Source organism: Urechidicola vernalis (assembly GCF_031846385.1).
GTDB lineage: Bacteria > Bacteroidota > Bacteroidia > Flavobacteriales > Flavobacteriaceae > Urechidicola > Urechidicola vernalis.
On record NZ_JAVRHV010000001.1, the window covers coordinates 848,028 to 862,457 of the forward strand.

Here is a 14,430-nt window from a genome sequence, read left to right on the forward strand (position 1 = left end):
GTGACATTTATTTATAATATTCGTTTACCGTTTTAATTACATTCTCAATAGAAGGTAATTTTGCAACTTCCACATTATCAAAATGCTTTTTTGCCTCTTCTGCCGTTGTTTCTCCTATACAAAATGCAACTGCCGATTTATTATCATTATCTGCAATATAACTTTGCACACCCGTTGGGCTATAAAATAATACTCCATCAAAAGTATCGTTGAACTTGCGCTCGTTTAATATGGTTCTATACACCTCAATTTCATCAACTTCAATTGCATTCAGAGATAGCACATCAATCAAATCATCCCTACGTTTATCTCCGCATAAAAAAGTAACTGATTCGATTTCTTTATTATTTGCAATTGTTTTTGCCAACTCTTCTGCAGTATTTTCGACAGCAGTAACTTTACCTATCTTCTTTTCAATAAGGCGTTTTGTTCTGCGCCCAACACAATAGATATTTTTAAAATCCAATTCCATCGGAGAGAAATTATGCAATAAGGCTTCTACTCCATTTTGACTGGTAATTACCAAATGTTCTTTAATCGACTTTAAAATTGTTGGCTTTATTCTATTGTAACGAATGGCGATAAAATCGCTCATTTTTATACCAAACTTATCATCAAATAATTCTGTTTGATTTTCAGACAATTGCTTTGTAGATAAAATTTTCTTGGCTTTTGGCCCACTTGCCATCTCTACCATTAATTTTTTTCCACCACGTTGCAAGATGTCTTCAGCACATTTTTTCCCTAGATCTTTATGGTCTACCATATAACCTAGTTTATCAACTTCAATTTTTTTCTTCCCATCTAGACTGAACAAGGCACCTTTAAAAATCAATCGTTCTTCTTTAAAAAATGCCAAAGCCCCAATTGGTGCAGTACAACCACCTTCTAATGTATTAAGAAACTGCCGTTCTATATGTGCACAGATTTCGGTTTCGAAATGATTAATTTCCTTACACACCTCTAATAATTCTGGATTAGAATCTAAGGCTGTTATCATTACAATCCCTTGTGCAGGAGCAGGAATCATCCAATCTAATTTAACATGATTTTTGGGTAATAATTTTACACGTTGTAATCCTGCTTGTGCGAATATGGCTCCGTTCCAATTACTGTCTTCCAATTTTTGCATACGTGTATTTACATTTCCACGTAAACCTTCTATTGTATGTGTTGGATATTGATGTAACCACTGTGCTTTTCTTCTTAAACTACCTGTAGCAATAACTGCTTCCTTTTGATGAAAAAAGTCTTCATTATCTTTAAACACACAAACATCTAAAGAACCAGCACGTTTTAAAACTGCGGCCTGAACAATATTTTCTGGTAAGACAGTTGGTACATCTTTCATAGAATGTACAGCAATATCAATAGTCCCATTTAACAAAGCTATATCTAGATTCTTTGTAAAAACACCTGTAATTCCCATTTCATACAATGGTTTTTTCAAGTCTAAATCACCTTGAGAATCTATTTTTACAATTTCTGTTTCATGCCCTAAATGATTCAATTGATGAGCCACGGTATTTGCTTGCCAAAGTGCTAATTCACTTGAGCGTGTACCAATTCTAATAATTTTCTCCATTAACTTTTTTCTGATTTCAAACTAAACACTTTTTGCATTACTTCGATGCTTTGAACATGTTGCGTGTTTTCGTCTTTGAGATGTTTTACAAACTTAGTTGTAATTTTTTGTATAAAACGTGAAGTTATAATTTCTGCTTGTTCTACATCAAAATCTTTGATCTTTTTTCTGTGAAAATCAATTTCACTTATTTGAATAACTTCCAAAGATTCTTTTAGCGCAGTTACCGCCGGTGTAAATCTTCTATGATTTAACCACTCTGTAAACTCATCTTTATAAATATCGATGATTAATTCTGCTTTTGGAATTTCATTTTTTCTAATTTCTAAAGTCTTATCAGTAATTGCCGACAATTCATCTACATCTACCAATGCAATTTCTTTTCTGTTATTCAACTCTTCAGAAACATTCTTAGGCATGGATAAGTCCAATATCAACAACTCTTTTCCTTCCGCTACATGTTTAAATGTAACTGTTGGCTCTGACGCTCCTGTAGAAACAATTAAAATATCTGCTTTTGCAATTTCTTCAGTTAAAGTTGAAAACTGTGCGTAACGAATTCCTTCGTGCTCATTAGCAAATAATTCTGCCTTCGCATCTGTTCTATTAATTAAACAAACGTTCTTGTTATTGGTATATTCACTTAAGTTCTTACAGGTATACTTACCCATTTTACCTAAACCATAAACTAAAATGTTTTTTGTGTCGGATGCTGGAATATTTTCAATAATATATTGAATAGCTGCATAAGAAACCGAAGTAGTACCAGAACTTAACTTGGTTTTATTCTTAACACGTTTACTTGCCTGAATAACCAAATTTATTAAACGTTCTAAATAAGAGTTCACCGTTCCTTGTTCCTTCGCTACTTTAAAAGATTGCTTTAATTGTCCAACAATTTCATAATCTCCAAGAATTTGACTAGAAAGTCCCGTTGCTAATTTAAAAACATGTTCTATTGCTTCATGTCCTTTATGTACCGAAGAAAATTGCACAAACTCATCAACAGTACCATGAGAATATTGACATAATAATTTTATCAATTGAAATGGATGATCCGCGAATCCTGTAATTTCAGTTCTGTTACAGGTAGATAAAACAAATATACCATCTATCCCTTGGGCCTTGGCATCTTGCAATAACAAAACTTGATTTTCTTTTGAAATACTAAACTTACCACGAGTCTGCACATCTGCTTTCTTATAACTCAATCCTACATTATAGAATTTTCGTGGTGAATTGTTTTGTTGCATAAGTTAAGTTGTCAAATAAATATCGCCAAAAGTACCAACATCATTTTTGTAAAAACATCGATAAAAGGACTAATAGTATCGAAATGAGTGACTTCTATTAATTTATATTCGTTTTAAATAAGAGTGCAATCTCTTTATTATCAGTAGAAACAAGCCTAAATCATGATGAAATAGCACCTTCTAAAATTCAATCTCTAGTCAAAAATATTACATTTAGAACAACAAATACAACTATAAAATACTGTATTTTTGCATTAATTATGGATAAAACCACGCTAAAAGTACAATATGCATTTTAAAGGTATTGAACGACAAAACAACGACAAAAGTCCGGAAATATTCCACAAAGAAAGTGGACACTTTTCTATACTACATATTAAAAATGAAAGCAGCGAAGAAGAGCGTTACTTTCAACATTTAGAGCATAACTACATACAACTCTATTTTTGTTTAGAAGAGACTTGTACTGTTGCCTTTAATATGGAACATTGTAAAATTGAATTACACGAAGATGAATCCGGTTTGATTTATTATAAGGAGTTGAATTCAAACCTGCTTTTTACCATGGAACCACATTCTGAATTGGCTATCATTATGATACCTTTAAAGCATTTTCATTCGTTATTTTCTGAAGATGATAATTTGTTTTTCAATTTTGAAAACATGAAGTTGGGAAAACCTATTATTGAAACAAAACCAACTGGAAATTTTGTAAAAAGCATCTTGCATCAAATCTTTCAACAAAAGGTTAACAATTCACTAAAGACCCTTTATATAAAAGGAAAAATATATGAATTACTAAGCATGTATTTTAACATGAATGATGAGAGCGATGCGGAGAGATGTCCTTTCATGGCGAATGAAGATACGGTCCAAAAAATTAAACAAGCAAAAGATATTATTACCTCAGAAATGGCATCACCACCTAGTTTAGAAGAACTTTCTAAAATGGTGGGGCTGAATATTAAAAAATTAAAAATGGGCTTTAAAGAATTGTACGGAATGCCTGTATTTACTTTTTTATTCCATTACAAAATGGAGCACGCCAAAAAATTATTATCGGAAAATGGACACAATGTAAATGAAGTTGCTTTGCAAGTTGGTTATTCAACATCTAGCCATTTTATCGTTGCTTTTAAAAAGAAATTTGGCATCACCCCAAAACAATTTACCAAACAAGAAATTAATTAAATGAAAGGAGTATTACTTGTAAATCTGGGATCACCAGATAGCACTAGCACAAAAGATGTACGCAAATATTTAGACGAATTCCTAATGGATGAACGTGTAATTGATATGGCTTATTGGAAACGTTTTTTACTAGTAAAAGGAATTATATTAAATACACGACCAAAAAAATCGGGGGCAGCATATAAAAAAATATGGTGGGACGAAGGTTCTCCATTGATTGTGCTTTCAGAACGCTTTACTGAAAAGTTTAAACAGAAAGTAAAAATACCGGTTGCCTTAGGAATGCGCTACGGGAGTATGAGTATTCAAAAAGGAATTAACGAATTACATGAACAAGGTGTTACTGAAATATTTATGGTTCCATTATACCCTCACTACGCCATGTCTAGTTATGAAACTGTGGTTGTTAAAGCGGAAGAGGTTATAGCAAAAGACTTTCCATCTATAAAATTAGAAACGTTTCCTGTTTTTTACAATGATAAAGAATACATAAACACAATGGTAGAGAGTATTCAAAGGCATTTGGAAGGAATTGATTACGAGCACATCTTATTCTCTTACCATGGTATTCCAGAGCGTCATATTAGAATTTCGGACACTACAAAGTCACATTGTCAACTTGATGGATCTTGCTGTAATAAGCCATCAGAAGCACACAAAACGTGTTATAGACATCAATGTTTTGAAACTACTAAAGAGATTGTTAAACAATTAAATTTAGAAGGAAAAACATATAGTAACTCATTCCAATCTCGATTATTGAAAGATCCTTGGTTAAAACCATATACTGATTTTGAACTGGAAGCATTCCCCGAAAAAGGAAAAAAGAAAATTGCGGTTATAACTCCGGCTTTTGTTACCGATTGCCTTGAAACACTAGAGGAAATTGCAATGGAAGGAAAGGAGCAATTTTTAGAAGCAGGTGGCGAAAAATATTTTCATGTCCCATGCTTAAATGATGATGACAAATGGGTAGATACCGTTGTAAAATGGACCAAGAACTGGGAGAATAATAAAAATTAGTAAAAATCAATTTCTGCATCTGAATAAAATATCCTTATTTTTGATTTAACTAAACGCGCCAAACTATGGAATTTTTATATTTAAAGTCACTTCATATCATTTTTGTAATTACTTGGTTTGCTGGTCTCTTTTATATTGTAAGGCTGTTCATTTATCATACTGAGGCTGAATCTAAATCTAGTCCTGAAAAAGAAATTCTGCAAAAGCAATACAAATTAATGAGTAAGCGCTTATGGTATATTATTACTTGGCCATCAGCAATTCTAGCAACAGGCTTTGCTATTTGGATGTTAGTGCAAAACCCCGCTTATTTAACCATGAGTTGGATGCTTATTAAAATTGGATTTGTTGGGTTGTTAATTTTATATCATTTGGTTTGCCAACGTATTTATTCTCAATTGCAAAATGACATTATAAAATCTTCGTCTTTTAAACTACGCATGTTTAACGAAGTGGCTACAATACTTTTATTTGCCATTGTATTTTTAGTAGTATTAAAAAGCACTATTAATTGGATTTGGGGTGTTGTTGGCATCGTAGCAGTTGGTCTGCTTTTAATGGGAGGAATACAACTTTATAAAAAAGTTAGAATTAAAAATGAGGAAGAATAGTTAATTCTGAAGGGAGTTTTCGAATGGAATTCGGTTAATAATACTTCTTCCTAAAGTTACTTCATCAGCATATTCCAATTCATCTCCTACAGAAATCCCTCTTGCAATTGTAGACATGGTTACACCCAACCCTTCCAATTGCCTGTATATATAAAAATTAGTGGTGTCTCCTTCCATAGTAGAACTTAATGCAAAGATTACCTCTTTAATTGAACCCGATTTGGCTTTTCCTACCAAACTTTCTATAGTCAAATTCTGAGGACCAACACCTTCCATCGGTGATATTTTTCCACCTAAAACATGATAAACGCCTTTAAATTGTGCTGTACTTTCAATTGCCATTACGTCTCTAATGTCTTCTACAACACAAACAATTTCTTCATTTCTATTGTTACTAGCACAAATTTCACACAATTCGACATCAGAAATATTATGGCATTTTTTACAGTTTTTTATCGAATCAACCATTTCATTCAAGGCACTAGCCAATTGATGCGTTTGCTCATTTGGTCGCCTAAGTAAATGTAATACTAATCGCAGTGCAGTTCTTCTACCAATTCCAGGCAATTGAGACACTTCATTTACGGCATTCTCTAAAAGTTTCGATGAAAAATTCATTCAACAAAAGTAAGAATTCAATGCAACAAATAAAGTTATTTTTAGTTTCTTTGATAAAATTCTGTTTATGCAACCTATTCACATAATCCTATTGATTGCAGCCTATTTTGGGCTTTTAATTTTTATTTCATTTTTAACCGGAAAAAACGAAAGTAACGATGCTTTTTTTAAGGCGAATAGACAATCGCCTTGGTATGTTGTTGCATTTGGAATGATTGGCGCCTCACTTTCTGGGGTCACTTTTATATCTGTACCAGGATGGGTAGAAGGACAACAATTTTCTTATATGCAAATGGTTTTGGGGTATATTGTTGGGTATGCAGTAATAGGACTTGTTTTAATGCCGCTCTACTACCGCTTAAACCTCACCTCAATCTATACGTATTTGCGTGATAGATTCGGAGATAAAAGTTATAAAACGGGAGCGTCCTTTTTTCTTATCTCTAGAATTGTTGGGGCATCCTTTAGGTTATTTTTGGTAGCAAATGTGTTGCAACTTATTCTTTTTGACAGTTATAATATTCCGTTTTGGGTAACTGTTGTTATCACTATTCTATTGATTTGGCTATACACTTTTAGAGGCGGCATAAAAACCATTGTTTGGACAGATACGCTACAGACTTTATTTATGCTTTTGGCTGTTGGAATTTGCATTTATTCCATTTCAGATTCGCTACAAATTGAAAATTTATTCTCTTATGTAGCCGATAGTAACCTCTCAAAAACTTTCTTTTTTGACGATGTTAATGCAGGTAATTATTTTTGGAAACAATTCTTTTCAGGTGCTTTTATTGCCATTGTAATGACTGGTTTAGATCAAGACATGATGCAAAAAAACTTAACTTGTAAAACAGTAAAAGATGCTCAGAAAAACATTTTTTGGTTTACCATCGTTTTGGTTATTGTAAATTTCTTCTTCTTAGCATTAGGTATTTTACTAACCGATTACGCCGCTAGTGCAGGAATTGATGCTCACAAAGACGATTTATTCCCTTCCATTGCTATGCTAGGAGATTTAGGTATTGGTGTTTCCTTGTTTTTCTTACTCGGTTTAATTGCGGCAGCCTATTCTAGTGCTGACAGTGCCTTAACATCATTAACAACATCATTCAGCATTGATATACTAGAAATTGACCAAAAAAATTCTGAAGAAGAACAAATTAGAATTAGAAAAAGGGTTCATATTGCATTTTCATTAGTTCTTATTGTTACGATTTTAGTGTTTAAATATTTTATAGCAAATGAAAGCGTCATTGCAAAAATATTCCAATTTGCTGGCTATACTTATGGTCCATTGCTAGGACTTTATGCATTCGGCTTATTTACCAAGCAAAAGGTGAATGACAACGCCGTACCATATATTGCTATTTTAGCACCTGTTTTAACCATTCTAATTAGTATCTATTCCAAAAAATCATTCGGATTTGATTTTGGGTTTTTCGTCCTTGTCTTAAATGGGTTTTTAACTTATTTAGGCCTATTCTTATTCAGAAAGAAGAAGTAAATTTGCAGTATGGAAAAAGATTTAAGCAACCATCGGAAAACATATCAAAAAAAGGGTTTATCCATAGATTCTGTTCCTGAAAACCCAATGGAATTATTTCAGAAATGGTATTATGAAGTTGAAGAATTTGGTAGCACCACAGAAGAAGCAAACGCTATGACTTTAGCGACCATTGGAGTAGACGGCTTTCCTAAAAGCAGAGTTGTTTTATTAAAAAAATATACTTGGGAAGGTTTTATTTTCTACACGAACTACAACAGTGAAAAAGGAAAAGCTATAAAAGCAAACCCTCATATCTGCCTCTCTTTCTTTTGGCATGATATGGAGCAACAAATTATCATAAAAGGTGTGGCTGAAAAAACTTCGGAAAACATCTCCGACGGTTATTTCGAATCGAGACCCGACGGCTCCAAATTGGGCGCATGGGCATCAAATCAAAGTTCAGTTGTTAAAAATCGAGAAATACTAGATAGCAAATTGGACGAACTTGAAAAACACTACGAAGGAAAAGAAATCCCTAGACCAGCGCATTGGGGCGGGTTTTTAATAAAACCAATTTCAATGGAATTTTGGCAAGGGAGACCCAACAGAATGCATGACAGAATTAGATATACTTTACAAGAAGATTTTAATTGGAAAATTGAACGATTAGCCCCATAATTTTTATATTTGACTCTGTTAAATTGAATCTATGAAAACCATATATATTGTTAGACATGCCAAATCGTCTTGGACATACGAAGGGATTGATGACGCTGATAGACCCCTAAAGAAAAGAGGTATTAATGATGCGCACCTCATGTCAAAAATTTTAATGGACAAAATTGACCGTCCAGATGTGTTTGTTTCCAGTAGTGCTAATAGAGCCCTGCATACCGGTGTTATTTTTGCAAAGAAATTTAAATACCCTATGGCTAACTTAAAAATTAGCAATTCGCTGTATAGTTTTAGCGACGGTTATTTAGTAAAAACTATAAAAGCTTTAGATAACGGATTCGACTCTGCGATTATATTTAGCCACAACCATGGCATTAACGATTTCGTAAATGCCTATGGAAATAAATTTATAGACAACGTTCCGACTTGCGGAATTGTAGGAATTCAGTTTGACACCAAGCATTGGAAAAGTATTAAAAGAGGAAAAACACTGCTAGCTGATTTTCCAAAGGAATTCAAATAACATTTAAACGCAATTATTTTGAAAATAAAAAAATACGGAGCTATCGATATTGGATCTAATGCAATTAGACTGTTGGTGGCGAATGTTATTTCCAAGAAAAATAGCGAACCGCAAATCAAAAAATCATCATTGGTAAGGGTACCAATTCGTTTAGGGGCCGATGTTTTTGTTAAGGGAAAAATTTCTAAAGCAAATGAAAAAAGGATGATAGATGCTATGAACGCATTTCAATTATTAATGAATGTTCATGGGGTAGAAAATTATAGAGCCTGTGCAACATCTGCAATGAGAGAGGCGTCTAACGGAAATGAAGTTATTGATTCTGTTTTAGACAAAACAGGTATTCAAATAGATTTGATTGATGGAAAAACGGAAGCTGAAATCATTTTCTCCACAGATTTAGCCGATGTTATTAAAGAAGACAAATCGTACTTATATGTTGATGTTGGTGGTGGTAGTACAGAATTTACAGTATTTTCTAATGGCAAGTTAATCAATTCAAAATCCTTTAAAATTGGTACCGTTCGTTTACTTAACAAAGTGGTCGATAAGAAAAAACTGTGGCCAGAAATTAAAGATTGGATCAAATCCAATACGCAAGGCATGCGAAAAGTTACAGTTATAGGATCTGGTGGAAATATTAATAAAATATTTAAAATGTCAGGGAGACAGCCTGGTAAGCCTTTATCATTCATTTATTTAAGTGCACATTATCAATTCTTAAAACAGATGAGTTATGATGAACGTGTTACAGAATTAAGTTTAAATCCAGATAGAGCCGATGTAATTATACCTGCAACTAAGATTTATTTAAATGCAATGAAATGGAGTAATTCCAATAAGATTATTGTTCCAAAAATTGGATTATCTGATGGAATCATAAAAACATTACATCAAAGCGAAATCTAAATTTAGTTTACGGCAATAAACTCAGTTACCAATTTACACACGGTTTTTTCGGCAATTTTGGCGACTTCTTGAACTTCTTCATGAGAAACCTCGACTACCTGCCCTTCTACCCCTAAATCGGTAATTACTGAAATTCCGGCACAAGTCATACCCATATGTTTAGCCACAATAACTTCAGGAACAGTAGACATACCTACTGTATCGGCTCCTACAACTTTTACCATTACATATTCCGCAGGCGTTTCAAATGTAGGCCCTTGCAGGGCTAAATAGACTCCTTTTTGAACTGGTATATCTAACTTTTCAGCAACACTTTCCATAGACGCAATCATATCTAAACTATACGGTTCGTGCATGTCAACAAAACGAGGTCCGAATCGTTCATCATTTGGGCCACGCAAAGGATGTTCTGGCATAAAGTTTATATGATCAGAAATTAGCATTATATCTCCAACACTAAAATCAGGATTTACACCCCCAGAAGCGTTCGAAACTATAAGTTTTTCAATACCTAAATATTTCATTACTCTAATAGGAAAAACTACTTGCTGTATATCGTAGCCTTCATAATAATGAAACCGCCCACGCATTGCCAAAACCAACTTACCTCCTAGTTCTCCGTAAATCAACTCTCCTTGATGTCCTTTTACAGTAGAAACAGGGAAATGAGGAATCTCTTCATAAGATATTCTTACATGCGCTTTAATATCATTCGCTAAATTTCCGAGGCCTGTACCTAAAACAATACCAAAGGCTGGATTAGAAATCCCCTTTTCTTTTAAATATTGAACTGTTTCTTGTACTTTATCCCACATAGCCTTTTACTAAATTGTCAAACATTTTTCCATCACTTAAAAAAGCAACTTCAATTTCGATATAATAAACATCCAATCTGCTTTTTAAGCGCATAAAATCCTTTTCAGTTGTTAAAATTACCTTATTTTTTGATGTAATTTTCTCAAATCGATTTTTTAAATCAATAATTTCACCTTCACTAAAGTTATGATGATCTCCAAATTTTACATGCTCAACCTCTATTTTTTTACTTTTTAAATAGGAAACCAACGGTGTTGGGTTTGCAATACCTGTTACCAATAAAACTTTTGAATCTTCAATATCATCAAGTGAAATTTCTTTTTTTTCACTTTTCAAGATCTTTGAATACTGAATGGTTGTAAAAAACAAGTGCTGCTCTGTTGTTAGTTTCAATCTTAAACGAATCGCATCTTGCTCCTCCATAGATAAATCTCCAGGGCATTTTGTAACGACAACAACTGATGCTCTATTTGCACCTCTACTACCTTCTCTCAGATTACCTGCAGGCAGCACCAAGTCATCTATATATAAATCGTTATAAGGAGTTAATAAAACATTCGTTTTCCCATTCACTTTTCTATGTTGAAAAGCATCATCAAGCAAAATAAGATCAGGCGGGTTTTCTAAACTTTTCAGTTTATTTATTCCGTGGACTCTATCTTCATCTACTGCTACATAGATCTCCTTAAACTTATTAAAAAATTGAAAGGGCTCATCTCCAATTTCTTGAACTTTCGTATTATCGTTTCCGAGTAAAAACCCGGTAGATTTCCTTTTATATCCCCTACTTAAAACGGCTACTTTGCAATTCTTTTGCAACAGCCTAACTAGATATTCAATTTGAGGTGTTTTTCCAGTACCGCCAACACTTAAATTACCAACAACTATAACAGGAATATCGAACGCTGTAGAACGAAAAACACCCGTGTCGAATAATTTATTTCTAACAAAAGTAACTCCGTCATACAGGATTGAAAAAGGGAACAATAATTTTCTAAATACGCTCATTATTGCGAAAATACGAAACAATTATAATTATTCGAGTCAAAAGATTAACTTTGAATTTTAAGCCAAACAAGGGATGAAAATAAAAGATATAACAAATTGTATTGAAGAAATTGCACCGTTAACTCATGCTGAAGACTTCGATAATGTTGGGCTCTTAGTCGGGGCTTACGGCACCGATGTAACCGGTGTGCTAATTACATTAGACACCTTAGAATCTGTTGTTGATGAAGCTATTGAAAAAGACTGTAATCTCATTGTTAGTTTTCATCCAATAATTTTTGGGGGACTAAAAAAATTAAATGGGAATAATTATGTAGAGCGCGTAGTTTTAAAAGCGATAAAAAATGATATTGCTATCTACGCTATGCATACTGCTTTAGACAATTCTTTTGAAGGTGTAAATGCCAAAATATCAGAAGTACTTGGTTTATCAAACACAAAGATTCTAATTCCTAAAAAAGGATTGATTCGAAAATTAACAACATATGTACCTAGTGAAAATGCAGAAAATTTACGGTCAAAACTATTTGAAGCAGGTGCTGGAAACATAGGGAATTATGATTCGTGCAGTTTTAATGCAGAAGGCCATGGAACCTATAAAGGAAATGAAGACTCGAACCCCATTATTGGAACAAAAGGAGAATTACACATTGAAAAAGAAACACAAATCAGTGTCATTTTTGAGAAACAAAACGAAGGAAAAATTTTAAATGCCTTATTTAAAAATCATCCATATGAAGAAGTTGCTTATGACATTGTTTCGACGGAAAACAAACATCAGAAAATTGGCATGGGTATGATAGGTGAATTGGAAACTACTATGAGCGAAGAAAATTTCCTCAATCACCTAAAAAAAACCATGAAAACCGATTGTATTCGGCATTCTAAATTACTAAACAAACCGATTAAAAAAGTGGCCGTACTCGGTGGCTCTGGAAGTTTTGCTATTAATGCCGCTAAAGGGGCTGGAGCGGATATATTTGTTACTTCAGATTTAAAATACCACGAGTTTTTTAAAGCAGAGAATAAACTGGTTTTAGCCGATATTGGGCACTACGAAAGTGAGCAATTCACAAAAAACCTTTTAGTTGACTATCTTACAAAAAAAATTACTAATTTTGCACCTGCCTTACCAATAGGTAAGATCGTTTTATCAGAGAACAATACAAACCCGATATATTACAGATAATCATGGCAAAGAAAAAAGAAGTTACTGTTGAGGAAAAATTAAGAGCATTGTATGATTTACAATTAATTGATTCAAGAATTGACGAAATTCAAAGTGTTAGAGGAGAACTTCCTTTAGAAATTGAAGATTTAGAAGATGAGATTGCTGGATTGAATACAAGAATAACAAACCTTGACGAGGATGTTGCCAACTTAGAAACTGACATTAAAAACAAAAAAAATACAATTGTTGAGTCAGGTGAATTGGTGAAAAAATATGAAGATCAACAAAAAAATGTTCGTAATAACAGAGAATTTGACTCTTTAACTAAAGAAATCGAATATCAAGGATTGGAAGTTGAGTTGGCTGAAAAAAGAATCAACGAATACAAAGCAAAAATTGAGCAAAAGAAGGAAGTTATTAGCCAAAACAAAGAAAAGTTAGCGGCGAAAAACGATCACTTAAAGCACAAAAAAGCGGAGTTGAATGATATCATGACAGAGACTCAAAAAGAGGAAGAGTTATTACATAAAAAATCTGAAGAGTTCGGAGGCGTAATTGAAGAGCATTTATTAAGTGCTTACAAAAGAATCCGTTCTAACGCTAACAATGGCTTAGCAGTAGTATCTGTAGAAAGAGGTGCTTCTGGTGGTTCTTTCTTTACAATTCCACCACAAAGACAGGTTGAAATTGCAAACCGTAAGAAAATTATAACCGATGAGCATTCTGGAAGAATTCTAGTTGATGCTGCATTGGCTGCAGAAGAAAAAGAAAAAATGGAAAAATTATTTTCATAGTTTCCAAAGACACTATTTTACAAAGCCTCCTGAGAAATCAGGAGGTTTTTTTTTGCATTAAAATTATATCTTTATGCTATGCGAAGATATTGTTTACTCCTCTTCTTGATTGCTAGTTTCTTATCTCATTCACAAGAGGTTTATTTAGATCATGTCATTTACCAAGTATTTAATTTGGATTCAATTACAAATGATTATTATTCGCAGGGTTTTACCATAAAACCAGGTATAAGGCATAAAAATGGAATTGAAAATGCACATCTAAAATTTAATAATGGCTCTTCTCTAGAGTTTATTGCTCTATATAAAGATCCGACCGATGCTATTGCTAAGAACTATCAGCGCATTTTAAAATCTAAAATGGAAGTTGTTAAAATTGCTTTAACGGGTTTACCTTTAAAGCATATTTCTAAAACACTAAGAATCAATCAAATTAAACACCAGATTATTGAAGGCAAGCTTTGGTCCTATCTCACCTTTCCTGAAGAAACACCTTTGACTAATTTCTTTTTTATTGAATATCATCACACTTTTAATGAACATGAAAAATACACCAAACATAGAAATGGCATAAATTCGATAGAAATGATCTCTATGGAGTACAATCATGATATTAAAGCATTCTTATCTCTTTTTATAACAGAATCTAACTCTAATGATTTTAATACTAAAACTGGAAATATCCATTTAAATAGCAATTCCAAAAACTTGAAACAACCTATAGTAGTTCGTCTTAAATAATATTATATTTGGGTATATAATAAAAT

The 14,430-nt window shown here is 33.0% G+C and carries 15 protein-coding genes; 10 read left to right on the forward strand and 5 right to left on the reverse strand.

Going from position 1 to position 14,430, the window contains the following annotated elements:
* Window positions 1-7: 7 nt before the first annotated feature.
* Together hemC and hemA are read right to left on the reverse strand one after the other, a co-directional pair.
* Entirely contained in the window at window positions 8-1,585 is a 1,578-nt protein-coding gene (hemC, locus tag RM519_RS03770; protein WP_311592214.1) for a hydroxymethylbilane synthase, read from the reverse strand.
* On the reverse strand, window positions 1,585-2,838 hold the full coding sequence (hemA, locus tag RM519_RS03775) for a glutamyl-tRNA reductase (RefSeq protein WP_311592215.1): 1,254 nt from the start codon (window positions 2,836-2,838) through the stop codon (window positions 1,585-1,587). Before hemA ends, hemC begins: the two co-directional genes overlap by 1 nt.
* A gap of 288 nt (window positions 2,839-3,126) precedes the next feature.
* Between hemA and RM519_RS03780 the strand changes: the two genes are divergently transcribed.
* From RM519_RS03780 to RM519_RS03790, 3 genes are all read left to right on the forward strand, one after another.
* On the forward strand, window positions 3,127-4,029 hold the full coding sequence (locus RM519_RS03780; RefSeq protein WP_311592216.1) for a helix-turn-helix transcriptional regulator: 903 nt from the start codon (window positions 3,127-3,129) through the stop codon (window positions 4,027-4,029).
* Window positions 4,030-5,052, forward strand: a complete 1,023-nt coding sequence (gene hemH, locus RM519_RS03785) for a ferrochelatase (protein WP_311592217.1) — start codon at window positions 4,030-4,032, stop codon at window positions 5,050-5,052.
* Between the two features lie 65 nt (window positions 5,053-5,117).
* A complete protein-coding gene (locus RM519_RS03790; protein ID WP_311592218.1) occupies window positions 5,118-5,663 on the forward strand; it encodes a CopD family protein in 546 nt (181 codons plus the stop codon).
* Here RM519_RS03790 and recR read toward each other — a convergent pair whose 3' ends face one another.
* A complete protein-coding gene (gene recR, locus RM519_RS03795; RefSeq protein ID WP_311592219.1) occupies window positions 5,664-6,281 on the reverse strand; it encodes a recombination mediator RecR in 618 nt (205 codons plus the stop codon).
* A 67-nt stretch (window positions 6,282-6,348) separates the two neighbouring features.
* On the opposite strand from recR, the gene RM519_RS03800 reads away from it, so the two are divergent.
* From RM519_RS03800 to RM519_RS03815, 4 genes are read left to right on the forward strand one after another with little or no spacing between them, the layout of a single operon-like run.
* On the forward strand, window positions 6,349-7,785 hold the full coding sequence (locus RM519_RS03800) for a sodium:solute symporter (RefSeq protein ID WP_311592220.1): 1,437 nt from the start codon (window positions 6,349-6,351) through the stop codon (window positions 7,783-7,785).
* Between the two features lie 9 nt (window positions 7,786-7,794).
* Window positions 7,795-8,445: a pyridoxamine 5'-phosphate oxidase gene (gene pdxH, locus RM519_RS03805; RefSeq protein WP_311592221.1), complete on the forward strand. Its 651-nt coding sequence runs from the start codon at window positions 7,795-7,797 to the stop codon at window positions 8,443-8,445.
* Window positions 8,446-8,476: 31 nt separating this feature from the next.
* Window positions 8,477-8,965, forward strand: coding sequence for a SixA phosphatase family protein (locus RM519_RS03810; protein ID WP_311592222.1), 489 nt, complete (start codon window positions 8,477-8,479; stop codon window positions 8,963-8,965).
* 15 nt (window positions 8,966-8,980) lie between these two features.
* Window positions 8,981-9,874: a Ppx/GppA phosphatase family protein gene (locus RM519_RS03815; RefSeq protein WP_311592562.1), complete on the forward strand. Its 894-nt coding sequence runs from the start codon at window positions 8,981-8,983 to the stop codon at window positions 9,872-9,874.
* A gap of 2 nt (window positions 9,875-9,876) precedes the next feature.
* Here the strand turns inward: RM519_RS03815 and RM519_RS03820 are convergent, their stop codons facing one another.
* Together RM519_RS03820 and lpxK are read right to left on the reverse strand one after the other, a co-directional pair.
* Entirely contained in the window at window positions 9,877-10,689 is an 813-nt protein-coding gene (locus RM519_RS03820) for a purine-nucleoside phosphorylase (protein WP_311592223.1), read from the reverse strand.
* A complete protein-coding gene (lpxK, locus tag RM519_RS03825) occupies window positions 10,679-11,698 on the reverse strand; it encodes a tetraacyldisaccharide 4'-kinase (RefSeq protein ID WP_311592225.1) in 1,020 nt (339 codons plus the stop codon). Before lpxK ends, RM519_RS03820 begins: the two co-directional genes overlap by 11 nt.
* A gap of 73 nt (window positions 11,699-11,771) precedes the next feature.
* Between lpxK and RM519_RS03830 the strand changes: the two genes are divergently transcribed.
* From RM519_RS03830 to RM519_RS03840, 3 genes are all read left to right on the forward strand, one after another.
* Window positions 11,772-12,887: a Nif3-like dinuclear metal center hexameric protein gene (locus RM519_RS03830; protein ID WP_311592226.1), complete on the forward strand. Its 1,116-nt coding sequence runs from the start codon at window positions 11,772-11,774 to the stop codon at window positions 12,885-12,887.
* A gap of 2 nt (window positions 12,888-12,889) precedes the next feature.
* On the forward strand, window positions 12,890-13,663 hold the full coding sequence (locus RM519_RS03835; RefSeq protein ID WP_311592227.1) for a zinc ribbon domain-containing protein: 774 nt from the start codon (window positions 12,890-12,892) through the stop codon (window positions 13,661-13,663).
* Window positions 13,664-13,741: 78 nt separating this feature from the next.
* A complete protein-coding gene (locus RM519_RS03840; RefSeq protein WP_311592228.1) occupies window positions 13,742-14,404 on the forward strand; it encodes a VOC family protein in 663 nt (220 codons plus the stop codon).
* The last annotated feature ends 26 nt before the right edge of the window (window positions 14,405-14,430 follow it).